We start from the raw sequence: 24,964 nt of genomic DNA on the forward strand, positions 1-24,964 counted from the left end.
GCAGGGGGGCGGGAGATGACCGTACGTCGCAGGTGGGCCGTCCGGGGGCTCCGGGCCGGCGCCCTGGCCGCGCTCCTGGCCTACGCGGCGGGCCGGTACGCCTCCCGCTCGGGGGGCCTGGTGGAGGTCGAGCGCCTGCTCGACCGTCCGGTGCTGCTGCTCGGTGCGGCCGTGGTGCTGCTCGTGGTCTCCGCGGTGCTCGGCATCGGGGCCCGTACCGGCTCCGGCAGCGGGGCCCGCGCCGGGTTCGTCCAGATCGCCGTCGCGGTCGTCCTGGCACCGCTCGTCGCCGCGTCGGCGGTCGGCGCGGTGAGCTCCCGGCTGCTCGACGGCGGTGCGCGGTCCGTCGAGCGCAAGGTCCACCCCGACCACCCGGAACGGGTGTTGACCGTCACCGGCGACTCCTCCTCGATCGACTCGACCTCCTACCGGGCCGAGCTGCTCACCGGCACCGGCTGGTCCGCCCGCCACTGGACCATCGGCAGCTGGGACGGCGGGCGCGACCGCCTCCGGGCCGTCGAGTGCTCCACCGCCGACCGGATCACGGTGACCACGGCCCGCGAGGTCCTGGTCTTCACCCTCGGCCCCGACGGCGACCCGGGCCGCCCGGCGGCGACGCCCCGCTGACGGTGACCTGCCAGCGGTGACCTGCCGGCGGCGCCCTGCTGACGGCGACCCCTGATCAACAACGGCCCCTTGTAGTAAAGTCCGCGCAAAGCTCGGCAAAAGACCGCCCGGGGGGACGGATGACGGCGAGGCGCCGCAAGCAGGTCGCGTGGGTGCTCAGAGCTCTGGCACTCGCGGCGTTGCTGGTGTACCTGCCGGGCTGGCACGCCTCCCGTTCGGGCGGGTTGGTGGTGGTCGAGCACTGGCTCAACCGGCCGGTCCTGCTGATCGGGTCGGCGGTGGTGCTGATCGTGGTCTCGCTGGTGGTCGAGCTGGAGTTCCGCACCTGGTTCTCGCAGATCGGCTGCGCTGCCCTGCTGGCCCCGCTCGTCGTCGCCGGGGTGCCGGTGCTGTTCCTGTCCTACGTGTTCAGTGGTGACGGAGGCCGGGAGGACCGTTTCGTCAGCCCGAGCCGCCCGGACCGGATCCTGAGCGTCACCAACGTCTCCGGCTTCTCCATCGACCCGGTCTACCAGGTGGAGTTGGAGGCCGGCACGGGCTGGTCCACCCGCCACTGGAGCATCGGTACCTGGGACACCCGGGACGGCGAGTTCATCCGCGTCGACTGGTCCGGGCCGGACCGGATCACGGTCACCGGCCGCACCTCCCTCACCGTCTTCGAGGTCCTGCCCGACGGCAGCCTGGGCGAGCCCCGGGTGCTCCCCAAGCCGGGGCCGGTCGGAGCCGGATCCTGAACCCGAGGCCGATCAACCGCCCGCCTAGGCTGGCGTGGTGACGCAGGGGATCCGTGGGGGACGGGGAGTACGGCCGCGCTGGGTGTGGTGGGTGGCGGCGGTGTGGGTGGCGGGGTTCGCCGAGGGGGCGGCGGTGCACGCGTACCAGGTCGGGAGCGGGGGGCTGCACGCCTACGCGTGGTGGCCGGTGCCGAGCCAGGTGCTGTTCCACGCGCTGCTGGTGCTCGACCCCTTGGCCGCCGTGCTGGTGGCCCGGGCGCGGTCGGCGGGGGTGTGGCTCGGGGCGGGGGTCATGGCGGCCGACCTGACGGCCAACTGGTGGGCGAACTGGGACGACGTCCTGCGCCGTCCGCTCGCCTACCTCCAGGGCGTGGTCGGGCTGCCGGCGATGACGCTGTTCGGGCTGTTCGTGTTCGTCACCGCTGCGCCGCTGCGCCGGGCGTTCCTCGGCGCGGGCCCGGGTCTCCGTCGTCCGTAGGAGAGCCGGGCCCGTGCCGAGGAGTTGCCGGGGGTCTGGCCGGGGGTCTGGCCGGGTCCGTCACCAGACGGTGATGCCCATGGTGTCGGCCGCGCTGTGGATGGCGTTGTAGTGCGGGATCGACATGTCGGACTTCTTCTGGCCGGCCGGGAGGTTCTTGTCGGCGGCGCGGAACTCGTCGCGGGCGGCGGCGAGCAGGCTGGTGCCGTAGGAGACCGGGACGTCCTTGGTGCCGTGGGCCGGGTGGGACTTGGCGGCCGTCTGGCTGCCCGCCTGGGCGAGGGTGCTGCGGGCCTGGTTGTAGGCGGCGGCCTTGACCGTCTTCGGGTTGGCGAGCCGGGCCTGGGCGGTGCCGGCCGTCCGGGTCTGGTCGGCGGCCATGGCGACGGGTGCGACGGCGGCGGTGAGAGCGCCGGCGGCGACGACGGTGACGAGGGCGTTGCGGACGAGCCTGTTCATGTGGATTCCTTCCGGGAGAATTCCGAGAACTCCGAGGATTCGCCTCCGTTCCGGTCCCGGGGGATCGTCGGAGTGCGAACGTCTCCGCACTACCCCGGCGTCCGAGAGCGGAAAACCCGATTCCGTACGGTTCGTTCGGAAGTGATCGGATCAGGACGTTTTCTGGCTCCAGGGAACTCGTATCGTCAGACTGGGTGGGTGAATCCTGATCTCTACCCGGACGTGGCCGCAGCCGGGAGCCTCGCCGCCGCACTGGAATCGGCCGCCGCCGAACTGGCCGTGGACATCACCCTGGTGCCGGGGACCTGGGGCGACGCGGCCTCGGCGGGCATCGCGCCCCCGGCGGGCGCGGTGCCCTCGGGGCCCGTGCGCCGGCCGCTGCAGGTCCACCTGTCCGCCGCGGGGCGTAGCTTCGGCGTCTCCGGCCGGAGCCTGGGCGCCGAGCTGATCACGGGGTGGACGGCCGAACTCCGGGACGTCGTCCGGGCCGCCGTGGCCTGGGGGAGCGGCCGGAGCCTCGCGGAGCTGCGCGGGCGGTTCCCGTTCCTCTCCTCCTCGGAGCTCGCCGAGGCCCATGAGCACGGGGCTGCCGCCGTGGTCGGGCTGCAGTGGCGCTGGGTCAGGGAACGGGCCCTGGGGGAAGCGGAGTCCACGGAGTTCGGCCTGCTGGTCGCAGCGGCCGGTGCGGAGCCGAGGCTCCGGCAGTTGTCCCCGGCCGTCAGCCACGGGAGGCTGCTCCTCGCGGGCCGGACCGGCTTCCCGTCCGAACCGGTGATCGCGATCGTTCCCGCGGACGACGGCCGCTCGTACCGGGTACGGCGGTTCCCGCACGGCGGCGTGGTCGCCGAGGCCGGGACGGCGGCGGAGGCCGTCGCCCTGGCCGTCGCCCACCTGCCGGCCGACCTCGGGCCGGCCGTGCTCGGCAGCGACGAGGACGCCTGACGGCCGCCGCTCGTCAGTCTTCTTCCTCGTAGGGCGGGATGGACCAGCGCAGCACCGTGCCGCCGTCCGGGGCGGCTTCGAGGGTGACCGGGTAGACCTGGCCCCAGCCGCGTTCGCCGTGGTGCCGGACCGCGTGGTCGCCCTGGTCCCAGCCGATGCCGAGTACGGCGCAGCCGCCGACCTCGACCGCACCGACGCGCAGCGGGTGGTCCCAGCCGGCCCGCTCGGCCAGGTAGTGGTCGGTGTGCGGGTCGAGACCGACGGCGACGCCGGTGCCGGGGAGGCCGCCGCGCCAGGCGGTGAGTTCGTCGGTGCGGGCGGCGGCCTCGGCGAGCGGGAGGTCGAGCCAGCCGTGCGGGCCGTCGACGCCGTGCCAGAAGATCCGTTCACCGCCGAAGTGGGCGTGGGCGTCGTCCTCGTGGCGGCCCCAGTAGGTGACGTCGGCGAGGCCGTCGACGGATTCGCCGTGCAGTCCGGTCCACGCCTCCAGGGCGGTGGCGTCGCCGATCACCGTGCCGCAGCGGTCGACGGGCAGGTCGCCGAGCGGGATCGGGACGGCCGGGTCGGCGTCGGCGGGCCAGGGGAGGCCGAGTTCGATCTCCAGGGTGGCGATGCTCGGTTCCTCGTCGAACGGTGACGGCGAGGTGGTGGCCCGGACCCGCAGCGGCCGGTCGGCGGCGGCCCGGACGGCGAAGGCCTCGCAGTCCCCGTCCCGGAGGTGGGCGCCGCTCGCGGTGGCGGTCGCCGCGCGGGCACGTTCGCCGAGGGGCGCGCCGGTCTCCGGCCAGAAGTCGATCCAGCCGGCCATGCCGAGCACCAGCAGGCCGGACGGTGCGGTGACGGTTCCCAGGTCGGTGAAAGTTCCCAGGTCGGTGAAGGTTTCGGGCATGCGCCGATTGTGCCGCTCCGGTACGACACTCCCGAATCCCGGTCGGGCGCCGAGCCCGGAGGCGGCCTGTCAGGACCCGACTTCGGGGCCGGTGCGGTGGCTACGCGTTGGACCAGGAGCGGGTGGAGAGCACCAGGAGGTAGCCGTCCGGGTCCTGGACGGTGACGCCCCAGGCGTCCCAGTACGGGTTGTGCGCGGGGACGCGCTTGCCGCCGTGCTGTTCGAGCCGCTCGATCAGTTCCTCGTCGACCGGCCGGCCGAGGTAGACGACCAGCAGGTCGTCGGCGGTCGGCCGCGGTTCGACGGGGGCCGCGGGGTCGTGGACGAGTTCCAGGTGCCAGGCGGCGCCGGGCCAGCCGACCATGAGGAGCGAGTGCTCGCCGGGGGTGCCGTCGGTGGTGTGCCGGTACAGGACGTCCAGGCCGAGGCCGGCGGCCCAGAAGTGCTCGGCGGCGGCGAGGTCGCGGGAGGGGCGGGCGATGCGGACGTGGGCGGTGGCGTCGGCCGGCACGGTTCTGGCTCCTGGGCGGGCGGGGGGAAGGGACGGGGGCAGCAGCGAGCCTAGGGATCCCGGGGGCGGGTGCCATCGGGCGCCGGTCCTAGTCCGGCGGGCCCAGGTCCGGCCCGTCCTCAGTCCGAGTTGGGCCAGACCAGGACGCCGGGGCCGTCCGGGGTGAGCACGGGCACCCAGGCTTCGTCGGTCTCGGTCAACCGGTCCTCGTCGAGCCGCAGTTCGTGCGGTTCCTCGGCGTCCCCGTCGCAGGCCCAGTAGGTGATGCCGCGCAGGGCGTCCCGGAGCCGGTCGAGTTCGCTGCCGGACCAGGGGCGGTGCTGGGTTCCGGCACCGCGGAAGTCCCGCTCGAAGAGTGTTCGGAGTGCGGTGAGGCCGTCGGGGCCGGTCACCGGGACCAGGAAGCCCTGTAGTTCGCCTTGATGGCAGGAGGTGCCGCCGTACTGCTGCTGGTAGTGGACTCCGGTGGGGGCGGCGACGACCACGTACAGCCAGCGGCCTGCTGTGCCGTCCGGGTCGAGGAACACGAATCGGTGTAAGTCCATGACAAGCAGTCTGCTCGACGGGCGGCGGGCGGTCGAGGGTGGATCGTCCGGATGATGAGAAACCGGAGGAACGTGCAGTAAGTGCCCAGGTGATCGCGGGCCGGTCGGCCGTGGGTGAGCTCCGGTGACTCGAACGGGTCCGTGTGCCTGCGGCGGTCCGGGGCAATTCGATGCGCATGCGGACTCCACTTGGATCAACCGCCCTTGCGGGCCCTCGGGGCGGCTGATTGCCTCGCCGTCGTGACCGGGCATCCGGTCGTGGGATTCCGTGGATACACCGCAGAGGGAGAGTTCCTTGTTCACCGTCAAGAAGGCCACCGCCGTTGCTGCCGCCGCCCTGGTCGCTATGGGGGCGCTGGCCGTCGCCGCGCCCGCCTCGGCCAGCTCCGCCCGTCAGGGCTCGGAGAACGTCCGCTTCTTCAACGAGGACACGGGCGGCGCGCTGGACGCCAACGCCGTCGGGGGCAACGTCGCCCTCTCATGGGCGCCCAACGGCACGGACTACCAGGCCTGGATCCTGCGCTTCGGCAGCCAGGGTGGTCTCCAGATCGAGAGCAAGGCGCGGGTCGGCCAGTGCCTCCAGGCGCCTGAGAACCTCGGCGACCCGATCGCCGTGGTGACGTGCAACAAGTACATTCCGACCCAGTGGTGGGTGCTTCCCATGGTGGGTGACAAGCACGTGATCGCCCTGCAGCAGGACCCGCAGAAGGTCATCGAGTCCACCCCGACCGGCAACCCCGTGTTCCAGGGGTTCTACGACGGCAACCCGCGTCAGCTGTGGGACATCAGCGCGGCCTGAGTCGCCGACGGAAATGCGAACGGCCCGGCACCTGTGAGAGGTGCCGGGCCGTTCGACCGTGGAGCGCCAGGCCCGGATTGCACGGACTCTTCCTACTGAAAGTAGGACGTACTCTGGTAGTACCACTGACGCCTGACGAGGTTTCATGTCCCTCGCGACGAGATGAACATTAGCAGCTCAACGCCCATGGTCCGAATCGAGGAGTGGGCGGCAGTCGTTGCCCGGGAACGCGGACGGCCCGGCACCTGTGAGAGGTGCCGGGCCGTCCGACTGTGGAGCGCCAGGCCCGGATTGCACGGACTCTTCCTACTGAAAGTAGGACGTACTCTGGTAGTACCACTGACGCCTGGCGAGGAACTGTGTTCCTTGCGACGAGAAGAACGTTAGCAGCTCAGAGTGCATGATCCAAAACGGGGCTGGCCGGCCGGTCGGGTCGGGGGTCAGACGTCGAACTCCCCGTCGCGGATGGCGGCGACGAGGTCGCGCCACTCAGCGGGGGTGAGCTGGGCGATGGCGTCGGGGAGCAGGCTGCTGCGGACGTAGACGGCGTCGGGAGTGACGGTCACCTCTGGGCAGTTGCTCGCGTTGGAGCATGCGGCGGGCCGAATCCAGGAGCGGTTCTCCATGGGCTGTGTCTCCTCTGTGCGGGATCAGGCGTCGAACTCCCCGTCGCGGATGGCGGCGACGAGGTCGCGCCACTCGGTCGGGGTGAGTTGCGCGACGGCGTCCGGCAGGAGGCTGCTGCGGACGTAGACGGCGTCGGGGGTGACGGCCACCTCCGGGCAGCTTGAGCCGTCGGGGCAACCACCGGGGCGAGTCCAGGGGCGGTTCTCCATGGGCTGTGTCTCCTTTGCGCGGAATCAGGTGTCGAATTCCCCGTTGCGGATGGCGGCGACGAGGTCGCGCCACTCGGTGGGAGTGAGTTGCGCGATGGCGTCGGGGAGCAGACTGCTGCGGACGTAGACGGCGTCGGAGGCGACGGCCACCTCCGGGCAGTTGTTGCCATCGCCGCATGCGCTGGGCTTCTGCCAAACGAGTTCTTCCACCGGGGCCCCACAGGCTGTTCATGATGCTGGAGATCGCATCGCGGGAGACGGACGGATCGAGTTGAGTGGTCCGGGAGTTGGTCGGCGGGGCCGGCCGGTCGGGTCGGGGGTCAGGCGTCGAACTCTCCGTTGCGGATGGCGGCGACGAGGTCGCGCCACTCGGCTGGGGTGAGCTGGGCTATGGCGTCGGGGAGCAGGCTGCTGCGGACGTAGACGGCGTCGGGGGTGACGGCCACCTCTGGGCAGTTGCCCGCATTGGCGCATGCACTGGGGCGGATCCAGGAGTGCTTCTCCATCGGTTATATCTCCTTCTTGATCTTCGCGATCAGATCGCGAGAGCCCTCGACCGAAAGCGACCTGTCAGCCATCTGCTCAACCATCGAGCGGTATTCCTCCAGATGGTCGGGCATGTGGAGGAAGACCGGACCCTCCATCGAGTCGTAGCTGACGGTGTCGAGCCGAGGTACGGCCCCGTTCGCGTAGTAGATGGCTTGACCGGGCCCCTTGAAGCCTCCGGCAGCAAAGCCGACCACTCGTAGCGTGATGTGCGGTAGCTGGGACAACTCCAACATCCAGTCCAGCTGTTCCCGCGCCACATCGCGGCCGCCGAACTGCATGCGCAGCGCGGCCTCATGGACGATCGCCGTGTAGGGATGCGTGCCTTTCGCCATCAACATCTCGGATCGCAGCATTCGTTGCTCGACCCGCGTCTCGACGATGCGTGGTGTCAGGCGGACTTGTGCGTCCTGGAAGATCGCACGGCTGTATCGCTCCGTTTGCATCGGGCCCGGCGGGTGGCAGATTTGGTACGAGTACATGCCCTTCGCGTGGTACTCAAATTCGCAGATGTCGAGAAAGCCTTGCGGAACGGATCCGCGATACTCCTCCCACCAACCCTTGCCCTTGTCGCCGGCCATGGTGGCGAGGGCCTCGATGTACTCGGTGTCGAGCTCTCCGTACTTGTGCGCAAGGGCGACCACTCGTTCGGGAGTGATCGAGTAGGCCCCCTGCTCGATGAGCGTGATCTTCGTGCGGTCCACGCCGAAGACCTTGGCCGCCTCTGTGGTGGTCGAACCGGCGGCATCGCGCATCTTCCTCAGCTCGATGCCAACCCGCTGTTTGCGTGCACTGGGGATAGGTGGCATGTGCTCAAGCATCTACCGGGGCGCTACAGCGAGTCCAGCCGCATTTAGGGGTACATGTACTGGAAGTGGTCGCACATGTACCGTCTGATGCCCTACAGTCTGTGATGCACCGATCACCGAACGGATCGTCAGTAACGCCGCTCGGGCTCCGAAGAACACCCATGTCCAGTGGGCTCGTTCACGGCGACGCATCCGTCGATCTCACCCGTTCCCCTCTGGGAGATCCCTGTGCGCAACCTCCTCAACTCCCCCTTCCCCTCCCTCGCGGTCTCCCGCGACGCCCTCCACGAGGCCCTGACCGGCCTGGACTGGCCCCCGGACCTCATCTCCGACGCCCAGGTCGCCATGGTCGAACTGATCGTCAACTCCTGGCGCCACGCGAACACCCCCGCCCCGGCGGTCGTCATCCTCCTCCGCGGAAACACCCTCCGGGTCGGGGTCTCCGACCGCTCCTCCGCCCTCCCCGAGCAGCGCCCCTTCGACCCCTGCTCCGAGTCCGGCCGGGGCCTCCGGATCGTCGAGGGCCTCACCCACCGCTGGGGTGTCGACCCCCGGAAGCTGGGCAAGACCACCTGGTTCGAGTTGGACGGTGTCGCGTGAGCGCCCACCACCCGATCCACCCCGCCGACCCGGCCCTGCTCCACCTCACCGGCCGCCAGCTCACCGAACTCCTCGTCGAACTCCGCACGGAGGGACGCGAGTTCGGCCTCCTCTGGCCCTCCGTCCGCCCGGGCGAGAGCAACCTGGCCGGTCGCCGGCTCGTGAACTTCGGCAACGTTCCGGCGAGCACCCTGATCAACCTCCTCGCGCTCCTCCGCGAGTACAAGCGCAGCCGTGACGGCGGCCCCCACCGATGCTCGGGCTCCTGATCATCAACCTCCTGGCCGCCCTCGTCGGCGCGCTCTGCGAAACCCGCTCCACCCGCTTTTGGCGCAAACCGACCGACGTCCGACCCCCGTCCGGTGGCGCCCGCTCTCAGTAGCCGATTCCGGCCCGTACGTAGGAAGTCGGCCCGGTCGACTTCCTACGCACACCCCCACCCGTTCCGCCCTCGTGCGCAAGATCCGTAAACACTCCTGCGACCGAAGTGGCGCATCGACGCCCCTGCTGCACAAGGGACTTGACGTCCCATCATGCCGTTGAAAGAGTCTGCGACCGCGCGAACTCCAGTGCGATCAACGCGAGTTCGAAAGCACCTTCATCGACACGGGGAGACTTCTCATGTTCACCAAGAAGATTGCCGTCGCGGCCGTGGCCGTGGCCGCCGCGGGCGTTCTCGGCACCGCGACGTCCGCTTCCGCGACCGGCGCCACGCTGTACGACACGAAGACCGTGGTCATCAACGACACCGGCAACCTGGGTTCGATCTGTACGTCCCGGACCCTCAACCTGGCGGCCGGCTCCTACGGTTGGGGCTTCGTCGACATGGCCCCGATGGTGAGCAGTACCGTCAAGCTCGCCGCCGGCACCTACGTCTGGACCGACTGCCTGACCCAGGGCATGGACTACTACTTCCTGGACTCGAAGATCCAGCTCAAGAACAGCTCCGCGGCCCCCGCCGTGCTGGACGCGACGCGCTGGCTGAACGTCGGTTCCTACACCTTCGGCAGCTTCCTCAAGCCGAACTTCTAGGGCCTGGGCTACGGGTGTCCCGCCCTCCACCGCGGAGGGCGGGGCACCCGTGGTTCCGGGCCGACCTTTCCCTAGTGGCCCTGGAGGTAGGTCGGGGTGGCCGTCGGGGTCACGGGGGAGCCGCCCGGCGCCGTGGGTGTCCCCGTCGGAATCGAGGAGCCGCCCGGAGCGACCGGGGTCCCGGTCGGGGTTCCCGTCGAAGTCCCGGGCTTGCCGAGCGGCGTGGGGGTCGCCGTCGGGGTGGACGTCGGCGTCCCCGTCGGGGCGGGCGTGGGGGTGGCGGTCGGGGTGGACGACGGGGCCGTGGTGGCGTGGTCCTGGGCGAAGGCGGCGGGCAGTCCCACGCCGACCCCCGCGATCAGCAGCAGGGAGCCACCGGCCATGAGGGCCCCCCGGGTGCGGCGGCGGGACCGCACGCCGGCCTGGAGGCGCTCGCGGTGCCGGGTCTCGAAGGGGGTGTTCTCCTGGGTGTCGCGCATCATGCGTGCCAGCTCCTGTTCGAAATCATCCATGGGTTCCTCCGTCACCTCACCGGCTCGCCGACCTCGGTCAGAGCCTCCCGCAGTTTCGCCACCCCGCGCGATGCCAGGGAGCGGGCGGTGCCCACCGGGCAGCCCATCACCTCGGCGACCTGCCCCTCGGGCAGGTCCTGGTAGTAGCGCAGGACGACCGCGGCCCGCTGGCGGGCCGACAGGAGGGCCAACGCGGCCTCCAGCCGGGTGCGTTCCTCCACGATGGCGGCCAGGTCCTGGCTGCCGGCCGTCTCGGGCAGCTCCTCGGTGGGGCGTTCGCCCCACCAGCGCCGACGGGCCGAGCGGGCCGCCGCGCGCACCAGGACCTGGTGCAGGTACGCCTCGGGGGCCTGGGCGGCGACCTTCGGCCAGGCGGACCACAACTTGAGCAGCCCCTCCTGGAGCAGGTCCTCGGCCCGGTGCCGGTCTCCGCCGGTGAGCAGGCGCGCGAGGTGGAACAGCGCGGACCAGCGGGCCGCGACGAACTCATCGAAACCATCCGCTCGCGCATGCCTCATCCAGCACCGCCTTTCCGATCTCCGAACGCCTGTACCTGTGGAAAGGCACTGGCCCCCGGTCCGCTATGCACCCCCTCCCTGTGAACTGGATCACTCGCGCGCCCGGTCCGGCGCGGTCCGGCGCGGCTCAGCGCGGTTCAGCCCGGTTCGGCGCGGTTCAGCCCGGTCCGGCGCGGTTCAGCGGTAGGCGGCGAGGAACGCCCGGACGCCGGCTTCGGCGTAGCGCTCGAGCTCGGCGTCCGTGTGCTGCGGGCTGCCATGGAACATCGCCTTGTTCACCGGGATCCAGAGCAGCAGCCCCGAGAAGTGGTTCGCCGCGAGCAGCGCATCGTCCACCGTGAGCACGCCTTGGTCGGCGAGTCGTCGGAAGGTGTCGGCGAGGGTGGCGAGCACCCGCTCGAAGCCCTGCTCGTACCAGGTGGCGCCCAGCTCCGGGAAGTTGTCGGCGTTGGCGATGATCAGCCGGCGCAGCTGGAGCACCTGCGGCCGGGTCAGGGTGGTGAGGAACTGCCGGGCGAGGGTGCCCAGGTTCTCCTCCAGGGCGGCCGGGTCGGCCGGGATGTCGGACACCAGGTCGATCATGGCCTCGATCCGGTCGGTCGTGGCGAGCACGATCTCGGCGAACAGCTTCTCCTTGTCGGCGAAGTGCTTGTACACCGTCTGCTTCGACACGGCCGCGAGCTTGGCGATGTCGTCCATGCTCGTGCCCGCGTAGCCCTTGGCCATGAAGACCGTGGTCGCGGCTTCCATGATCGCCTGGTGTTTGCGGGCCGACCGGTTGCCGGGCTCGTTCGCTTCCAATCTCGTCTCCCTCCCCTTCTCGGCTTCTCGTTCTGGACGGAACAGTACTGGACAGTCCAGTTCCTCTCCCGGTACCGTACCGTCCAGTTCCGCAGTACTGGACAGTCCAGTTCTGGCGGCCTCACGTCCTTGGGGGGACTTCCATGGCTCAGCAGGCGATCGACACCGCTTCCACCTCTGCCACCACGTTCACCGGCCGACGCGCCCTGCTGGTCGGCGGCGCCCTGGCCGGCCCGTTGTTCCTCGGCCTCGGAGTGGCCCAGGGCCTCACCCGCCAGGGCTTCGACTTCTCCCGCAACGCCATCAGCCAGCTCGGCCTCGGCGACCTCGGCTGGATCCAGGTCGCGAGCTTCCTGCTCACCGGCCTGCTCCTGGCCGCCGGCGCCGTCGGCCTCCACCGCACCATCGGCGGTACCCCCGGCGGTACTTGGGCCCCGAGGCTGATCGCCGCCTTCGGGGCCTCCTTCCTCCTCGCCGGGGTCTTCAAGGCCGACCCCGGCGCGGGCTTCCCGGCCGGAAGGCCGGACGGCCCCGGTGGGCTGAGCGGCCACGGCACCGTCCACCTGCTCAGCGGCACCCTCGGCTACCTGGCGCTCTGCCTCGCCTTCCTCGCCCTGGCCCGGCACTTCGCCGCGCGCGGCGAGCGCGGCTGGGCCCTCGCCCTCCGCATCGTCCCGGTCGGCGTCCTGGCCGGTTTCGCGGGCTCCGGCGCCACCGTCATCGCCTTCACCCTCGGCGCAGGCCTCGGCCTCCTCGCCCTCACTGCGGCGATCCTGCGGGCCGGCGCCCTTGTCGGTGCCGACCGCTAGCGTCGGAGCAGTGACGTCACCTCAGAACAGCTACGTTCAACCCGAGTAGAGAACAGGACACCCACGCGATGACCACCCCCGTCAAAGGCCCCGCCAGCTACTTCCCCGCGATCGAGAAGAAGTACGGCCGCCCGGTCGAGGAGTGGCAGGGCCTGATCCGCAGCTCGCCGCTCACCAAGCACATGGAGCTCGTCGCCTGGCTCAAGGGTGAGCACGGCCTCGGCCACGGCCACGCCAACGCGCTCGTCGCCCACACCCTCGCCGAGCGCACGGCCGGCTGACCGGGTCGTTGCCTGCCGCCCGCTGCCTGCTGCCTGCTGTCGTGTGACGTGGGGCGAGGTGGGTGCGGCTTCCGGGGATTCCCTTCGTCCGTGCACTACCTTTCGTGCTGCACTGCCACGCTCCGTGACCATTCGGCGTTCGGAGCTGCTCGGCATCCGCACCGACCCGTCGCACGGAAGGCTCGCCATGACCACCCAACTCCCGGCCACCATCGACGAAGTGATCTCCCGCATGGAGCAGATCGACCGCGAACTCGACCCGCACGACGGCGTCGCCTGCTTCAACCGGGTGTACCTGAAAGTCACCAAGCTGGTGAAGCAGCACGTCACCGAGGGCACCTTCAAGGACGGCGCCTTCCTGGAGCGGATGGACGTCATCTTCGCCGGGCACTACCTCCAGAACGTCGAGGCCGCCAAGGCCGGACGCCAGGTCGAGGGTTCCTGGCAGCCGCTGTTCGACGTGCGCGGCAACCGGGTCATCTGGCCGATCCAGTTCGCGCTGGCCGGGATGAACGCCCACATCAACCACGACCTCGCCCTCGCCGTCGTCGAGACCTGCCAGGAGCGCGGCACCGCGCCTGAGAACCCGCCGGTGCACGAGGACTTCGAGAAGGTCAACGACCTGCTCGCGAGCGTGGAGGCCGAGATCCGGGCCGAGTTCGAGTTGCAGCTCGTCAAGGTCGCCACCGCGCCCGCCGAGCAGCTCAAGCACGCGGTCAGCGCGTTCAGCATGTCCACCGCCCGCGAGGTCGCCTGGTTCAACGCCACCCAGCTGTGGAACGCGCGCAACAACCCGATGAAGTACCAGATCGTGCTCACCGGCATGGTCGGCTCGGTGAACGCCACCAGCAGGGTGATCCTCGTCCCGGTCATCCCGCCGCCGGCCGCGGTCTGCGGTGCGGAGGGAGCGGCGGCCGGTGGACGACCGGTCGACGGTAGCCGGGCGCTCCTCGGGACGGAGGTGGAAAGGGGGTTGCGCGGAGGCGCCGCACCGCTGACGATCATGCGATGAGCACAGTGATCAGACGGGTACGGGCCGAGGAGTGGGAGCGGGTCAAGGAGCTCCGCCTCGCCGCGCTGCAGGACCCGGTCGCGGGCATCGCCTTCCTGGACACCTACGAGAACGCCGCCGCCAAGCCGGACGAGTTCTGGCAGGAGCGCACCGCCGGAGCCGCCGAGGGCGACGCGGTGCACCAGCTCGTCGCCGAGGCCGCGGACGGCCGCTGGCTCGGCAGCATGACCGTCCTGGTCGAGCGGCCCGGCGGGGACGGCGCCCTCGGCGGCGACGTCGTCAGCGTCCCGCAGACCCACGTCGTCGGGGTCTACGTCCGCCCCGAGGCGCGCGGCACCGGCCTGGCACACGAGTTGATCCGGGCCGCCCAGGACTGCTCCTGGGCGCTCACCGAGCCCCGGGTCCAGCGGGTCCGGCTGTTCGTCCACGAGGACAACGCCCGTGCCGAGGCGATGTACCTGCGGGCCGGCTTCCGCCGCTCCGGGGTCTCCGTGCCGGTGCCGGGGGACGCGACGCACCGGGAGATCGAGCTGGCGGTCGAGCGGGGCTGAGGTTCGCTGTCCGCCTGTCCGCCTGTCCGCCTGTCCGCCTGTCCGCCTGTCCGTCTGCCTGTCGCCTGTCGTCCGCCGTCAGCGGAAGTCGTCCGCGTGGTCCCGGACCCAGGAGCGGAAGCTGCGGGCCGGGCGGCCGAGCACCTGCTCGACCGTGTCCGTCACCCGTTCCGGTTCGCGGGTGAACGACTCCCAGGCCCGCAGCCGGGACTCCACGAAGGCCGCGTTGCCCCAGGCCGCCGTCAGCTGCTCGCGGGCCACCTCCGGCGCCAGCTCCTCCCAGCGGACCTCGGTGCCGAGCTCCTCGCCGATGATCCCCACCAGCGCGGCGTGGGTGAGCGACTCGGGGCCGGTGACCAGGTACTTCCTGCCGTCGTGCCCGTCCTCGGTGAGCGCCCGGACGGCCACGTCCGCGATGTCGCGTTCGTGGACCAGCGAGCGGCGCGCCCGCCCGTACGGCCAGCGGACCACGCCGGTGCGGACCTGGTCGGCCCAGCCGAGCGCGTTGCCCGCGAAGTCGATCGCGCGGACGAAGGTCCAGGCCGTGCCGGAGTGGCGGATCAGCCGCTCGATCTCCTGGTGGAAGATCACGGCCGGTTCGTCGTCCGCGAGGTCCGGTACGTCCGTCGAGAGGTAGACGACGCGCTCGGCGTGCTCGGCGATCAGCTCGACCACCCGCGGCTGTACCGGGATCCTGGGCCACATCAGGTAGACGGCGTCCACCCCGCCGTGCACCCCGCCGTCCAGCGCGGCCGTCAGGCTCTCCGGCTCCGCCAGGTCGCCCTCGACGACCTTCACCCCGGCGGGCAGCGCGGCCGTGGCCCGGTTCCGCACCAACGCCCGTACCCCGTGCCCGCCTTCGACCAGTGAGGCCACCACGTGCCTGCCCACACTGCCGTTCGCGCCGATCACCAGAACCTTGGTCATGCCGGGCCCAACTGCCCGACCGGACCGGCCTATTCCCCTCGTGCGGCCCGGGCGGGGCAGTCCCGGTCGGCAGCGTCGATCTCCTGGCCCGCCGTGTCGGTGAGGTGGAAGCAGTGGCCGTGGGCCCACACCGTGACGGAATCCCGGCGGTGGTCGACCTGGAAGGGCTCGTCACCGCGCCGGGTCCCGGACCACGAACCGTCCGCTGTGGGGGAGTGGGTGATGACGACCCGGGTCTGTCCCGGCGCGAGCCGGTAGGCGTCGGCCCACGGCTCCACGGTCAGCTCCAGCGGCGTCTCGTCGTCGTTCCTGACCAGCAGCCGCGCTGCTCCCCCGGTGAACATCTCCAACACCGCTCCTCGGCCTCGACACACACCTACTCACCGCCTACTAAGGCGCGTTGTCCGCGGACGTGCGGCTCGCCGCGCCGATCCCGCTCCACGGTCCGCCCGGCATGCCGGCCTTCGCGCTCCGGGCGGAGGCCGGCGGCCGTTCGCTGGTCCACTCCGGCGACCCCGCGCCCTGCGCCGCGCTCACCGGACTGGCCGCCGACGGCGACCTGTTGCTGTGCGAGGCGGAGGCGGTGGCCCGCGCCGCGTCCCGGTTCGCCGGCCCGGTCGGGCACGCCGATCCGGGAGCGGTGCTCACGGTCTGACGGGCCCGGCCGGATCGACCTGCCTGGTCGGTGCGAACGGTCAACCACCCACCCGCACCACGTACTTGCCGGTGGCCCGCCGCTCCTGCATCGCGTCGTGGGCGGCCGGTACGGCCTCCAGGTCCGCGAGCTCCGTGAGCGGCACGGTGAGGCCGCGGTGCGCCTGGAGGTCGAGGGTGGTGCGGATGGCCCGGGCGAGGCGTTCGGGTGCGGTGGCGGCGTAGCTGCGGTGGCTGAACCCGGTGACGGAGAGGTTGCCGCCCATCAGCCGGCCGAGCGGCGGCAGGTCGCCGAGCTCGCCGCCGCCCGCGTTGCCGAACAGGACGATCCGGCCGCCCGGCGCGGTGACGGCGAGGTCGAGGTCCAGGGCGGCGGTGCCGAGCGGGTCGAGCACGAGGTCGACGCCCCGGCCGTCGGTGGCGGTGCGGACGGCGTCGGCGAGCTTCTCGTCGCGGGCGAAGGCGTGGTGGTAGCCGAGTTCGACGGCGGCTGCGGCCTTCTCCGGGCGGCCGACCGTGCCGATCAGGGCGCCCCCGCCGCCGAGCAGCGGGACGAGCTGGGCGACGGCGCTGCCGATCCCGCCGCCGGCCGAGTGGACCAGGACGTTGTCCCCGTCGGTGAGCCGGCCCGCGTCGGTGAGCAGCAGGACGGCGGTGGCGAGGCCGAGCGGGGCGGCGGCGGCCGCGCTGAGCGCCAGCCCGTCCGGGACGGGGAGGGTCAGGGCGGCGTCGGCGAGCACCACCTCGGCGAGTCCGCCGCCGACGGGTGCGGCCGCGACCCGGTCGCCGACGGCGAGCCCGGTGACGCCTTCGCCGAGCGCCCGGACCGTACCGGCGACCTCCTTGCCCGGCAGGTACGGCCACTCGGCGGTGTAGCCGCCGTCGCCGCGGCGGGCCATCACGTCCACGAAGTTCAGTCCGGCCCAGGCGACGTCGATCGCGACCTGGCCGGGGCCGGGTCGCGGTGCCTCGATCTGCTGGATCTCGGAGTTCTCGGCTCCACCGGGTGCGGTCATCACCAGTGCGCGCATGTCGGTCCCCCTCGACTACGATGTTCGACGAACGACGAAATTGCCGTGGCACAGTGGTACCACCGCGTTTCGGCGTTTGTCGAACATCGCAGATCAGAGGAGGTAGGAAGATGCCCCGCAGCACCCGCCGCCGGCCGGCGCTCGTCCACCCCGCGGTCGAGGAGATCGACCTGTACGACGTCCTCCACGCGCTCTCCGACCCCACCCGGATGACCATCGTCCGGGTTCTGCGCGCCGAACCCGAACGGGCCTGCGGCACCTTCCCGGTGGACGTCGTGCCCTCCACGCTCAGCCACCACTTCAAGGTGCTGCGCGAATCCGGTGTGATCAGCCAGCGCGAGGAGGCCAACCGCCGGTTCTCCGCGCTGCGGACGGTCGACCTCGAACGGCGCTTCCCCGGGCTGCTGGACACCGTCCTGGCCGCGCTCGCCCGCAATGAGCCCGGAGAAGAGCTCGGAGAGCAGCCCGGAGAGCAGCCAGGAGAAGAGCTCGGAGATGGGCTCGGAGATGAGCCCGGTGCCGAACCGGCCTGGCACGGTTAGAAGTCAGGCGGCGGCCGCGCGGTGCCGGCGGTGGTACGAGACGGTGACCGCCGCCAGCAGCGGGCCCCAGGCGACCGCGGGCAGGTAGAGGAAGCCGACCAGCAGGTGCCCCCGCGGCGTCATGTCCGGGTGCGACACCGTCCACCAGGCGAGGAACGGCGTCCAGAGCACCGTCAGCCCGGCCGCACCCAGCGAGGCCGCCAGGACGACCCGGCGCGGGTTCACCGGCCGCCCGCCGAGGAGCGGGACCCAGCGCGGCGGCACCGTGCCCCACGGCCGGACCAGGCCCAGGGTGAGCAGCGCCAGCGCCTCGGTGAGCACGCTCAGGGTGAGCGGCCAGACCGCGTCCCGACCGGTGAAACCCACCGCGTGGTAGCCCGCGTCGGTGTACCCGCCCTGCCATCCGAGGGTCAGCCCGAGCCGCCACAGCCCGGCCGGCAACGCGGTCACCGCGGCCGCGTGGGCGGCCCGGACCGCCCAGCGCGGCGGGGCGGGAACGGCCGCGGCGGCGGGAGCGGTGGAGTCGGGAGCGGCAGTGGTGCGGGGGGCGGTGGTCGGCTGCGGCGTCGTCATGGCCCCACCCTCCGGTGCGGGCCGGTGGTGCCGCGTCCGCCCGGCGGCGGGCTTGCGCCGGACCCCTCCCCCAGCTGGGGGAGGGGCGTCTCAGCCCTGCCGCAGCCCCGCCGCGGTCGCCGGTGGGTGGTCTCAGCGCAGCCGCGACGACGACAGGATCGACGCCAGGTGCGCCACCACCATCCCCCAGGTGATCACCGTGATCCCGGCGAGCGTCCACCGGGTGGCGTCCAGGTTGTGCAGTCCGGCGTCCACGGCGGCGGCTGCCAGCAGCACCAGTGAGGCCTCGATGCCGTTCGTCACCCGGTGGATCTTGAAGATCGAGGCGAGCCGGCGGGCCGTCGCGATGCCCTGGGAACGCGGCTGGGTGGACTCCTCGTCCGCCGGCGCCTGCCCGCTGCGCGCCCGGGCCACGTCCACCAGGTCCGTGGAGGCCTTGAGCAGGACGACGCCCAGCGCGGCCGCCAGGCCCGCCGACACCCACAGCTCCGAGCCGCCGCGCGCCGCCCGTACACCCGCGCCGATCATCAGCGCGGCGTCCGCCAGGTAGGCGCCCAGCCGGTCCACGTAGACCCCGGCCATGCTGAACTGGCGCTTCCAGCGGGCCACTTCGCCGTCCACGCAGTCGAACAGCAGGAACAGCTGGAACAGCACCGCCGCGAGCACCGCGCCGGTCAGGCCCGGGATCAGCAGGGCCGCGCCGCCGCCGACCCCGCACACCACCATCACCCAGGTCAGGGTGTTCGGCGAGACCGAGGTGCGCACCAGCTGACGGGTGGTCCGCAGCGAGAGCGCCCGCATGTAGAGCCGGCCCGCCCAGTGCTCACCGTTGCGGCTCTGCAACTTGGCCTGCGGCTGGCACACCTCGCGCAGCTCGGCGAGCGCCGGAGCAGCCACCATGACGACATCCCTCCACCTGTCCCGAAACGATCACCACAGGCTACGGCCTCCGGAGGGGGCGCCTGACCAGCCGGTACGCCCCCGGCGTCCGGGAAAACCGGTGGGCCGCCCGAACACCCCCGGGCTAGGCTTCGCGGGTTCACCGGAACCGGAGCCCCCGGGCCCGATCGCCCGTCCCCGCAAGCCCGTTGACGCCGTTCCGCGCGACGCCGCCCGGCGTGACGCGGTCCGGTGAGCGGCGCTCCGGCGCGGGGCGGAGCGGACGCGCCCCGCGGGCGGAACGAGGAGAGTCCAGCACCATGGTGACCACGGACACCGCCCCGCAGAGCCCCGAGCCGCAGGGTCCTGCCCCGCAGAGCCCCGACCTGGCCCGGCTCCTGGCCGGACACCGGCCGCAGGGCCCGGTCGAGACCGCCGACCACGCCAGGGCGACCGCCCTGGTCGCCGCCTCCGCCGCCGCTGCCGACGCCGCCGACACCGACGCTGCCGATGCCGCCGACACCGACGCAGCCGATGCCGCCGACGTCTGGGACCGCGGCACCCCGCTGCACTTCACCGCCTCCGCGCTGATCGTCCACCCGCCCACCCGCCGGGTGCTGCTGCGCTGGCACGTCCGCCAGCAGGCCTGGCTCCAGGTCGGCGGCCACGGCGACCCGGGGGAGACCCTCCCGCTGGACATCGCCCTGCGCGAGGGCCTGGAGGAGACCGGCCTCACCGACCTCACCCCCTGGCCCGACGCCACCCTCGTCCACCTCGCCGTGGTGCCCGTCCCGGCCTCGCCCGTCGAACCCGCCCACGAGCACGCCGACCTGCGCTTCCTGCTCGCCACCGACCGCCCGGACGACGCCCGCCCGGAGAACCCGGCCTCCCCGCTGGAGTGGCTGAGCATCGAGGAGGCCCGGCAGCGGACCACCGAGGAGAACTTCCGCGAGACCCTCGACCGCGCCGCCCGCCTGCTCGGCTGAACCACGCCGCCCTCACCCAAGGACCCCACCCCTGATGCACACCGACCAGATCCTCATCTTCGACGCCGACGACACCCTCTGGGAGAACAACGTCCTCTTCGAGCGCGTCATCGACGGCTTCCTGGACTGGGCCGCCGCCCCGGAGGGCCGCGACGGCGCCCGGGCCCTGTTCGACCGGATCGAGGCCGCCAACGTGGCCGCCCTCGGCTACGGCGCCACCGTCTTCCGGCAGAGCCTCGCCGACTGCCTGCGGCAGCTGAACGGCGACCGCACCCCCACCGCGGCCGAGCTCGCCCGGATCGACGAGCTGCTCACCCCGCTCACCCGGCGCGGCGAGGTCGAACTGATCGCCGGCGTCGCCGACACCCTCGCCACCCTGGCCGGCCGCCACCGGCTCCTCCTGCTCACCAAGGGCGACCAGGAGGAGCAGCAGGCCAAGGTGACGGCCTCCACGATCGACCACCACTTCGGCGGGATCCACATCGTGGCCGAGAAGTCCGTCGACACCTACCGGCAGCTCACCGCCGAGCTCGGCCTCGACCCGGACCGCACCTGGATGATCGGCAACTCGCCCAAGTCCGACATCGCCCCCGCCCGCCGGGCCGGCCTGCGCACCGTCTTCATCCCGCACGAGCACACCTGGGTGCTGGAGCACGAGGACCTCGGCCCGGACGAGGCGACGCTGCAGCTCGCGACCTTCCCGGAGCTGCTGCGCCACTTCTGAGCGAACGCGCCGGCTCCAGACCTAGGGTCCGTCTTCAAACTCCCATCTGCGGGCCGCCGCCGGGGCACGCGCCTCGCCGCGTTGTCGTCGGTCGCCAATGCGCTGCATTGGGCTCCCTCCTCCGCCTTGCGATGCACGCACCCCAACGCCGCCCCGCCCGCCCTCCGGGCGGACGACGGGAGTTTGAAGACGGACCCTAGGCCGCGAGCGCCGTCGCCGGGACCTGCCCCGTGCCGCGGTACAGCCAGGCCCGCTCGGAGGCCGACCACACGCTGGTGGTGAGCAGGTAGAGCGCGGCGGCCACCGGCACCAGCATCGCGAAGACCACCGACGCGAAGGACAGGTACGGCAGCAGCGCCGCCCCCGGCTGCGGGGTGGTCTGCGCGGCCGCCGCGCGCCGGGCCCGGCGGTAGTTGACGTACCCGACCGCCGCCAGCCCGGCGTACAGCAGGCCGAACACCGCGAACTGCCCGGCGCCCTGGGCGTTCCCGACGTGCAGGCCCAGCGGCACCCCGAACAGGGTGTGGTCCAGCAGGTCGTTCGGGGTGGTGAAGAGCCGGTACATCACCGAGAAGAACGGGATCTGCACCAGCATCGGCAGGCAGCCCGCGAACGGCGAGACCTGCTCCTCCCGGTACAGCTCCGCGAGCGCCTCGCGTGCCTTCTCCGGGTTCTTCTTGTGCTTCGCGTTCAGCGCGGCGACCTTCGGCGCCAGCTTGGAGCGGGCCTTCTCCCCGCGCGCCGCCGCCCGCGCCAGCGGGTGCAGGCAGAGCCGCACGGCGAGCACGAACAGGACGATCGCCAGTGCCGTCGGCAGGGCGTGGGCGAGCGTGGCGACCGCGGCGTGGGCGACGGTGACGGCCGGGTCGAGAACAGACAGGACGGACATGGTGAAGCGAGCCCTCCGGGGTCTCAGAACATGAGTGATCGGCGGAGGACGGCCGCGAAGAAGGTACGGGCAGCCGCGGAAACGCGGGCACCGTACGGGAGAACTGCGGGACTACGCGGCCGCCGGGGCCGCTCCCGGCGCCCTGGGGCGTCGCCTGCCCCGGGCGTCCGGATCACGCTGCGGAAGGAACGCCGTACGGAACGCCCGGCGTCGCAGCACCCCGCTGCGCACCGCGGCCGGGGCCCGTGCCCCCAACAACCGCGCCCCGGCGAGGGCCCCCGCGACCGCCCCGGCCACCAGGACCATCGCCGCCACGGCGGCGACGGACGCGAGCCCGCCGCCCTCGGTCACCAACTGCCCGGTCAACACCCGGAGCAGGCCCAGCACCATCGCGACGAACTCCACGGCGGGCCCCCTCTCGATGTCTTCCCGGCTCAGGACGTTCAGCACGACGATCGTACGGCCCCCGGGGGTTCCCGGCCTAGCCCGTTCCTGCCGGAGTTCTCGCTGCGCGGGGTCTTCGACGAGTGGGGCCTTCGACGCGCGGGGTGTAGCCGTCGGTGCTACGCGGGGCTACCGTGGATGACATGAGGACGATTACCCAGCGGGAGTTCCGGAACAACTCCGCCGCGGTGATGGACGCGGTGGAGGCCGGTGAGACCTTCCACATCACCAGGAACGGGGTCGAGGTCGCGGAGCTGCGGCCGGTGTCCGGGCGGCGGCGGCTCACGGCGGAGGAGCTGGTGGCGCGGCACGTGAAGTTGCCGCGGGTGGACTACCAGGAGATGCGCAAGGAGGCCGAGGAGTACTTCGGGCCCGAGGAGCTCGTCGGGGACGAGGGCGACGACCCGTTCGAGCGGCGGCGTGGCTGAGCGCCGGAGGGCGTCCCGGCGGCGGCCCGCCGGGGTGCTCGACACCTGTGTGTACATCGACCTGGCGCTGCTCAGCCCCGGGGACCTGCCCGCCGTGCCGGAGCTGACCGCGATCACCTTCGCCGAACTCCAGCAGGGCGTCTCGATGGCCCGCGACCCGATCAGCCGGGCGGCCCGGCTGGAGGTGCTCGGCGCGGCGATGGCCGACTTCGACCCGCTGCCCTTCGACGCGGCCGCCGCCGCCCGCTACGGGACCCTCGTCACCCTGACCATCGCCGCCGGACGGCAGCCGCGCCCGCGCCGGATCGACCTGATGATCGCCGCCGTCGCCTCCGCCCACGGGCTGCCGCTGTACACCCGCAACGTGGCGGACTTCCGGGGGCTGGGCTCGGCGGTGGAGGTCATCGGGGTGTGAGGGCGGCCGAGGCCGCCACGGCCTCGGCCTGCCGCATCCGCTGCGCCCGCCGCCGCCGGGAGGTGGTCAACCCAGCCGGATCGTGCGGCCGGTGGCCGCGGAGGTGCGGGCGGCCTCCAGGACGGTGAGGGTGGCCACCGCGTCGCGCGGGTCGACCGGGGGCGGGGTGCCGGGGGTGGCCAGGGCGGCGGCGATGCCGGCGTAGAAGGCGGGGTAGTCGCCCGGGTCGGTGGGCAGGGAGATCTCGGACCCGTCGCTGCCCAGGGTGCCGTGGTGCTCGGGCAGGTCGGCGCCCCACGGGTGGGTGCCGTCCGGGCGGCGGCCCGACCGCAGGTCGGCCTCCTGCGGGTCCATGCCGTGCTTGACGTACCCGGCGGTGTCGCCGAGCACCCGCAGCCGGGGGCCGATCAGCGGGGTGATGGCGCTGGTCCACAGGTGCGAGCGGGTGCCGCAGGCGTGGGTCAGGGCGACGAAGGCGTCGTCGTCCACCACCGCGCCGTCCCGCCGCACGTCGATCTCCGCGTACACCGTCTCGACCGGCCCGAACAGGGTGAGCGCCTGGTCGACCAGGTGACTGCCCAGGTCGTACAGGGTGCCGCCGACCTCGGCCGGGTCGGCGAGCTCGCGCCAGCCCGGCTTGGGCTTCGGGCGGAACCGCTCGAACCGGGACTCGAAGCGGTGCACCCGGCCGAGCGCGCCGCCGCGCACCAGTCGGCTCGCGGTGAGGAAGTCGCCGTCCCAGCGCCGGTTCTGGAACACCGACAGCAGGACGCCCCGCTCCTCGGCCAGCCGGCACAGCTCCAGCGCCTCCGCGGCGGTGCCGGCCAGCGGCTTGTCCACCACGGTGGCCAGGCCGGCCCGCAGGGCGGCGCGGGCCAGCGGGGCGTGGGTGCGGTTGGGCGAGGCGACGACCACCAGGTCCAGCGCGTCCGGGTCGGCGAGCAGCTGCTCGGGGGTGTCGACGGCGCGGGCGTCCGGGTGCTCGCGGCGCAGCTGCTCCCGGCGCTCCGGGTTGGCGGTGACCACGGCGTCCAGCCGCAGCCCGGGCGTGGTGGCGATGAGCGGGGCGTGGAAGGCGGAGCCGGCCAGGCCGTAGCCGATCAGGCCGACGCGGAGGGGGCGGGGGGCGGTCAGCGGGTTCATACGGCCCACTCAATCACGGGGTGCCCCTTTGCTCCCGGTTTCCCGGTTTCCCGGTTCCCCGCTGCTCCCTGCTGCTCCCGCTGCCCGTCCGTCGGCCGTCGCGTCCCGTTGGACGGGACGTTCTGTCCCCGGCCATCCGTGCGGATTAGGCTGTGGCGCGTCAGGGCCCCACCGCAAGACTTGCAACATTCCGGGAGACACGCACGTGGCAGACCGCAAGCCCATCGAGTCCTGGCTGACCGACATGGACGGTGTCCTCATCCACGAGGGCACGCCGATCCCCGGGGCGGAGGAGTTCCTCCGCCGGCTGCGGGAGTCCGGCAAGCCCTTCCTCGTCCTCACCAACAACTCCATCTACACCCCGCGCGACCTGAGCGCCCGGCTGGCCGGGATGGGCCTGGAGGTGCCGGAGGAGTGCATCTGGACCTCGGCCCTGGCCACCGCCAAGTTCCTCAAGAGCCAGCGCCCGAACGGCACCGCGTACGTGATCGGCGAGGCCGGCCTCACCACGGCGCTCTACCAGGCCGGGTACGTGCTGACCGACAACAACCCGGACTACGTCGTGCTCGGCGAGACCCGGACCTACTCCTTCGAGGCGCTGACCAAGGCGATCCGCCTGATCAACGCGGGCGCCCGGTTCATCTGCACCAACCCGGACGAGACCGGCCCCTCCACCGAGGGCGTGCTGCCGGCCACCGGCTCGGTCGCGGCCCTGATCACCAAGGCCACCGGCGTGGACCCGTACTTCGTCGGCAAGCCCAACCCGCTGATGATGCGCGAGGCGCTCAACACCGCCGGCGCCCACTCGGAGACCGCCGTGATGATCGGCGACCGGATGGACACCGACATCGTCGCGGGCATGGAGGCCGGCATGGAGACCATCCTGGTGCTCACCGGCCTGACCTCCGCCAGCGACGTGGAGCGCTTCCCGTACCGGCCGACCCGGGTGGTCACGTCGATCGCGGACCTGGTCGAGCTGGTCTAACCTCTGCGGTGCAGTCGCGAGCCCCGCCCCGGCCGAGCGCCGGGGCGGGGCTC

At 72.3% G+C, this 24,964-nt stretch carries 39 protein-coding genes; 19 read left to right on the top strand and 20 right to left on the bottom strand.

Going from position 1 to position 24,964, the window contains the following annotated elements; all coding sequences use genetic code 11:
• Window positions 1-15 precede the first annotated feature (15 nt).
• The 3 genes from ACFC1T_RS03955 (at window position 16) to ACFC1T_RS03965 (ending at window position 1,839) form a co-directional block, all read left to right on the top strand.
• A complete protein-coding gene (locus tag ACFC1T_RS03955) occupies window positions 16-627 on the top strand; it encodes a hypothetical protein (RefSeq protein WP_375883166.1) in 612 nt (203 codons plus the stop codon).
• A gap of 119 nt (window positions 628-746) precedes the next feature.
• The gene (locus tag ACFC1T_RS03960) at window positions 747-1,361 is read left to right on the top strand and encodes a hypothetical protein (RefSeq protein ID WP_375883168.1); all 615 of its coding nucleotides are present in this window, start codon (window positions 747-749) and stop codon (window positions 1,359-1,361) included.
• A 37-nt stretch (window positions 1,362-1,398) separates the two neighbouring features.
• Entirely contained in the window at window positions 1,399-1,839 is a 441-nt protein-coding gene (locus ACFC1T_RS03965; RefSeq protein WP_375883171.1) for a hypothetical protein, read from the top strand.
• Between the two features lie 60 nt (window positions 1,840-1,899).
• Here ACFC1T_RS03965 and ACFC1T_RS03970 read toward each other — a convergent pair whose 3' ends face one another.
• Window positions 1,900-2,298, bottom strand: coding sequence for a hypothetical protein (locus ACFC1T_RS03970; protein ID WP_375883174.1), 399 nt, complete (start codon window positions 2,296-2,298; stop codon window positions 1,900-1,902).
• A 198-nt stretch (window positions 2,299-2,496) separates the two neighbouring features.
• On the opposite strand from ACFC1T_RS03970, the gene ACFC1T_RS03975 reads away from it, so the two are divergent.
• Window positions 2,497-3,240, top strand: a complete 744-nt coding sequence (locus ACFC1T_RS03975; RefSeq protein WP_375883177.1) for a DUF6193 family natural product biosynthesis protein — start codon at window positions 2,497-2,499, stop codon at window positions 3,238-3,240.
• Window positions 3,241-3,253: 13 nt separating this feature from the next.
• Here the strand turns inward: ACFC1T_RS03975 and ACFC1T_RS03980 are convergent, their stop codons facing one another.
• The 3 genes from ACFC1T_RS03980 to ACFC1T_RS03990 all read right to left on the bottom strand — a co-directional run bounded on the left by ACFC1T_RS03980 (window position 3,254) and on the right by ACFC1T_RS03990 (window position 5,185).
• Window positions 3,254-4,129, bottom strand: coding sequence for a hypothetical protein (locus ACFC1T_RS03980; RefSeq protein ID WP_375883180.1), 876 nt, complete (start codon window positions 4,127-4,129; stop codon window positions 3,254-3,256).
• A gap of 100 nt (window positions 4,130-4,229) precedes the next feature.
• Window positions 4,230-4,640 (bottom strand): VOC family protein, encoded by a 411-nt coding sequence (locus ACFC1T_RS03985; protein WP_375883183.1) that lies wholly within the window; start codon window positions 4,638-4,640, stop codon window positions 4,230-4,232.
• Window positions 4,641-4,759: 119 nt separating this feature from the next.
• Complete coding sequence (locus tag ACFC1T_RS03990; RefSeq protein ID WP_375883186.1) at window positions 4,760-5,185, bottom strand: DUF6210 family protein; 426 nt, start codon at window positions 5,183-5,185, stop codon at window positions 4,760-4,762.
• A gap of 295 nt (window positions 5,186-5,480) precedes the next feature.
• Here ACFC1T_RS03990 and ACFC1T_RS03995 point away from each other — a divergent pair, with 295 nt between their 5' ends.
• Entirely contained in the window at window positions 5,481-5,984 is a 504-nt protein-coding gene (locus ACFC1T_RS03995) for a hypothetical protein (protein ID WP_375883189.1), read from the top strand.
• Between the two features lie 440 nt (window positions 5,985-6,424).
• Here ACFC1T_RS03995 and ACFC1T_RS04000 read toward each other — a convergent pair whose 3' ends face one another.
• From ACFC1T_RS04000 to ACFC1T_RS04020, 5 genes are all read right to left on the bottom strand, one after another.
• Window positions 6,425-6,610, bottom strand: a complete 186-nt coding sequence (locus tag ACFC1T_RS04000; RefSeq protein WP_375883192.1) for a DUF397 domain-containing protein — start codon at window positions 6,608-6,610, stop codon at window positions 6,425-6,427.
• Window positions 6,611-6,634: 24 nt separating this feature from the next.
• A complete protein-coding gene (locus ACFC1T_RS04005; protein ID WP_375883195.1) occupies window positions 6,635-6,820 on the bottom strand; it encodes a DUF397 domain-containing protein in 186 nt (61 codons plus the stop codon).
• 24 nt (window positions 6,821-6,844) lie between these two features.
• Window positions 6,845-7,030: a DUF397 domain-containing protein gene (locus ACFC1T_RS04010; RefSeq protein WP_375883198.1), complete on the bottom strand. Its 186-nt coding sequence runs from the start codon at window positions 7,028-7,030 to the stop codon at window positions 6,845-6,847.
• 110 nt (window positions 7,031-7,140) lie between these two features.
• Window positions 7,141-7,326 (bottom strand): DUF397 domain-containing protein, encoded by a 186-nt coding sequence (locus ACFC1T_RS04015; RefSeq protein WP_375883200.1) that lies wholly within the window; start codon window positions 7,324-7,326, stop codon window positions 7,141-7,143.
• Between the two features lie 3 nt (window positions 7,327-7,329).
• Window positions 7,330-8,187: a Scr1 family TA system antitoxin-like transcriptional regulator gene (locus tag ACFC1T_RS04020; RefSeq protein WP_375883203.1), complete on the bottom strand. Its 858-nt coding sequence runs from the start codon at window positions 8,185-8,187 to the stop codon at window positions 7,330-7,332.
• Window positions 8,188-8,403: 216 nt separating this feature from the next.
• Between ACFC1T_RS04020 and ACFC1T_RS04025 the strand changes: the two genes are divergently transcribed.
• The 3 genes from ACFC1T_RS04025 (at window position 8,404) to ACFC1T_RS04035 (ending at window position 9,807) form a co-directional block, all read left to right on the top strand.
• A complete protein-coding gene (locus ACFC1T_RS04025; protein WP_375883205.1) occupies window positions 8,404-8,775 on the top strand; it encodes an ATP-binding protein in 372 nt (123 codons plus the stop codon).
• A complete protein-coding gene (locus ACFC1T_RS04030; protein WP_375883208.1) occupies window positions 8,772-9,044 on the top strand; it encodes a hypothetical protein in 273 nt (90 codons plus the stop codon). Before ACFC1T_RS04025 ends, ACFC1T_RS04030 begins: the two co-directional genes overlap by 4 nt.
• Before the next feature lie 352 nt (window positions 9,045-9,396).
• The gene (locus ACFC1T_RS04035; protein WP_375883211.1) at window positions 9,397-9,807 is read left to right on the top strand and encodes a hypothetical protein; all 411 of its coding nucleotides are present in this window, start codon (window positions 9,397-9,399) and stop codon (window positions 9,805-9,807) included.
• Between the two features lie 71 nt (window positions 9,808-9,878).
• Here the strand turns inward: ACFC1T_RS04035 and ACFC1T_RS04040 are convergent, their stop codons facing one another.
• The 3 genes from ACFC1T_RS04040 to ACFC1T_RS04050 all read right to left on the bottom strand — a co-directional run bounded on the left by ACFC1T_RS04040 (window position 9,879) and on the right by ACFC1T_RS04050 (window position 11,638).
• Window positions 9,879-10,319 (bottom strand): cellulase, encoded by a 441-nt coding sequence (locus tag ACFC1T_RS04040; RefSeq protein ID WP_375883213.1) that lies wholly within the window; start codon window positions 10,317-10,319, stop codon window positions 9,879-9,881.
• Between the two features lie 11 nt (window positions 10,320-10,330).
• Window positions 10,331-10,837 carry a SigE family RNA polymerase sigma factor gene (locus ACFC1T_RS04045; RefSeq protein ID WP_375883216.1) on the bottom strand — a complete coding sequence of 169 codons (507 nt, stop codon included), beginning with the start codon at window positions 10,835-10,837 and terminating at the stop codon, window positions 10,331-10,333.
• 177 nt (window positions 10,838-11,014) lie between these two features.
• Complete coding sequence (locus tag ACFC1T_RS04050; RefSeq protein ID WP_375883219.1) at window positions 11,015-11,638, bottom strand: TetR/AcrR family transcriptional regulator; 624 nt, start codon at window positions 11,636-11,638, stop codon at window positions 11,015-11,017.
• A 143-nt stretch (window positions 11,639-11,781) separates the two neighbouring features.
• On the opposite strand from ACFC1T_RS04050, the gene ACFC1T_RS04055 reads away from it, so the two are divergent.
• From ACFC1T_RS04055 to ACFC1T_RS04070, 4 genes are all read left to right on the top strand, one after another.
• Entirely contained in the window at window positions 11,782-12,447 is a 666-nt protein-coding gene (locus tag ACFC1T_RS04055; protein WP_375883222.1) for a DUF998 domain-containing protein, read from the top strand.
• Between the two features lie 68 nt (window positions 12,448-12,515).
• Window positions 12,516-12,728 (top strand): DUF4287 domain-containing protein, encoded by a 213-nt coding sequence (locus tag ACFC1T_RS04060; protein WP_375883225.1) that lies wholly within the window; start codon window positions 12,516-12,518, stop codon window positions 12,726-12,728.
• A 124-nt stretch (window positions 12,729-12,852) separates the two neighbouring features.
• Window positions 12,853-13,740: a DUF5995 family protein gene (locus ACFC1T_RS04065; RefSeq protein ID WP_375883228.1), complete on the top strand. Its 888-nt coding sequence runs from the start codon at window positions 12,853-12,855 to the stop codon at window positions 13,738-13,740.
• Window positions 13,737-14,291 (top strand): GNAT family N-acetyltransferase, encoded by a 555-nt coding sequence (locus tag ACFC1T_RS04070; protein WP_375883231.1) that lies wholly within the window; start codon window positions 13,737-13,739, stop codon window positions 14,289-14,291. Before ACFC1T_RS04065 ends, ACFC1T_RS04070 begins: the two co-directional genes overlap by 4 nt.
• Window positions 14,292-14,369: 78 nt before the next feature.
• Here the strand turns inward: ACFC1T_RS04070 and ACFC1T_RS04075 are convergent, their stop codons facing one another.
• Entirely contained in the window at window positions 14,370-15,218 is an 849-nt protein-coding gene (locus ACFC1T_RS04075) for an NmrA family NAD(P)-binding protein (protein ID WP_375883234.1), read from the bottom strand.
• Window positions 15,219-15,247: 29 nt separating this feature from the next.
• Entirely contained in the window at window positions 15,248-15,562 is a 315-nt protein-coding gene (locus tag ACFC1T_RS04080; RefSeq protein ID WP_375883465.1) for a hypothetical protein, read from the bottom strand.
• A gap of 56 nt (window positions 15,563-15,618) precedes the next feature.
• Between ACFC1T_RS04080 and ACFC1T_RS04085 the strand changes: the two genes are divergently transcribed.
• Window positions 15,619-15,873: a hypothetical protein gene (locus ACFC1T_RS04085; RefSeq protein ID WP_375883235.1), complete on the top strand. Its 255-nt coding sequence runs from the start codon at window positions 15,619-15,621 to the stop codon at window positions 15,871-15,873.
• 40 nt (window positions 15,874-15,913) lie between these two features.
• On the opposite strand, the gene ACFC1T_RS04090 is transcribed toward ACFC1T_RS04085, so the two are convergent.
• Window positions 15,914-16,903: a zinc-binding alcohol dehydrogenase family protein gene (locus ACFC1T_RS04090; protein WP_375883238.1), complete on the bottom strand. Its 990-nt coding sequence runs from the start codon at window positions 16,901-16,903 to the stop codon at window positions 15,914-15,916.
• A gap of 110 nt (window positions 16,904-17,013) precedes the next feature.
• Between ACFC1T_RS04090 and ACFC1T_RS04095 the strand changes: the two genes are divergently transcribed.
• Window positions 17,014-17,445: an ArsR/SmtB family transcription factor gene (locus ACFC1T_RS04095; protein WP_375883240.1), complete on the top strand. Its 432-nt coding sequence runs from the start codon at window positions 17,014-17,016 to the stop codon at window positions 17,443-17,445.
• A 3-nt stretch (window positions 17,446-17,448) separates the two neighbouring features.
• Here ACFC1T_RS04095 and ACFC1T_RS04100 read toward each other — a convergent pair whose 3' ends face one another.
• Window positions 17,449-18,018: a hypothetical protein gene (locus ACFC1T_RS04100; RefSeq protein WP_375883243.1), complete on the bottom strand. Its 570-nt coding sequence runs from the start codon at window positions 18,016-18,018 to the stop codon at window positions 17,449-17,451.
• A 132-nt stretch (window positions 18,019-18,150) separates the two neighbouring features.
• Window positions 18,151-18,918 (bottom strand): CDP-alcohol phosphatidyltransferase family protein, encoded by a 768-nt coding sequence (locus ACFC1T_RS04105; RefSeq protein ID WP_375883244.1) that lies wholly within the window; start codon window positions 18,916-18,918, stop codon window positions 18,151-18,153.
• A 299-nt stretch (window positions 18,919-19,217) separates the two neighbouring features.
• Here ACFC1T_RS04105 and ACFC1T_RS04110 point away from each other — a divergent pair, with 299 nt between their 5' ends.
• Both ACFC1T_RS04110 and ACFC1T_RS04115 read left to right on the top strand, forming a co-directional pair.
• The gene (locus ACFC1T_RS04110) at window positions 19,218-19,883 is read left to right on the top strand and encodes an NUDIX hydrolase (RefSeq protein WP_375883246.1); all 666 of its coding nucleotides are present in this window, start codon (window positions 19,218-19,220) and stop codon (window positions 19,881-19,883) included.
• A 34-nt stretch (window positions 19,884-19,917) separates the two neighbouring features.
• Entirely contained in the window at window positions 19,918-20,607 is a 690-nt protein-coding gene (locus ACFC1T_RS04115) for an HAD family hydrolase (RefSeq protein WP_375883249.1), read from the top strand.
• A gap of 196 nt (window positions 20,608-20,803) precedes the next feature.
• Here the strand turns inward: ACFC1T_RS04115 and ACFC1T_RS04120 are convergent, their stop codons facing one another.
• Entirely contained in the window at window positions 20,804-21,496 is a 693-nt protein-coding gene (locus tag ACFC1T_RS04120) for a YidC/Oxa1 family membrane protein insertase (RefSeq protein ID WP_375883251.1), read from the bottom strand.
• 111 nt (window positions 21,497-21,607) lie between these two features.
• Window positions 21,608-21,946, bottom strand: a complete 339-nt coding sequence (locus ACFC1T_RS04125) for a DUF6412 domain-containing protein (RefSeq protein ID WP_375883253.1) — start codon at window positions 21,944-21,946, stop codon at window positions 21,608-21,610.
• Between the two features lie 137 nt (window positions 21,947-22,083).
• Here ACFC1T_RS04125 and ACFC1T_RS04130 point away from each other — a divergent pair, with 137 nt between their 5' ends.
• Both ACFC1T_RS04130 and ACFC1T_RS04135 read left to right on the top strand, forming a co-directional pair.
• On the top strand, window positions 22,084-22,368 hold the full coding sequence (locus ACFC1T_RS04130) for a type II toxin-antitoxin system prevent-host-death family antitoxin (RefSeq protein WP_360240707.1): 285 nt from the start codon (window positions 22,084-22,086) through the stop codon (window positions 22,366-22,368).
• Window positions 22,361-22,783 carry a type II toxin-antitoxin system VapC family toxin gene (locus ACFC1T_RS04135; RefSeq protein WP_375883256.1) on the top strand — a complete coding sequence of 141 codons (423 nt, stop codon included), beginning with the start codon at window positions 22,361-22,363 and terminating at the stop codon, window positions 22,781-22,783. The genes ACFC1T_RS04130 and ACFC1T_RS04135 overlap by 8 nt, the downstream gene beginning before the upstream one ends.
• 66 nt (window positions 22,784-22,849) lie before the next feature.
• Here ACFC1T_RS04135 and ACFC1T_RS04140 read toward each other — a convergent pair whose 3' ends face one another.
• Window positions 22,850-23,926, bottom strand: a complete 1,077-nt coding sequence (locus tag ACFC1T_RS04140) for a Gfo/Idh/MocA family oxidoreductase (protein WP_375883258.1) — start codon at window positions 23,924-23,926, stop codon at window positions 22,850-22,852.
• Window positions 23,927-24,131: 205 nt separating this feature from the next.
• Between ACFC1T_RS04140 and ACFC1T_RS04145 the strand changes: the two genes are divergently transcribed.
• Window positions 24,132-24,911, top strand: a complete 780-nt coding sequence (locus tag ACFC1T_RS04145; RefSeq protein ID WP_375883261.1) for an HAD-IIA family hydrolase — start codon at window positions 24,132-24,134, stop codon at window positions 24,909-24,911.
• Window positions 24,912-24,964: the final 53 nt, after the last annotated feature.

The organism is Kitasatospora sp. NPDC056076, assembly GCF_042266305.1.
Classification (GTDB): domain Bacteria; phylum Actinomycetota; class Actinomycetes; order Streptomycetales; family Streptomycetaceae; genus Kitasatospora.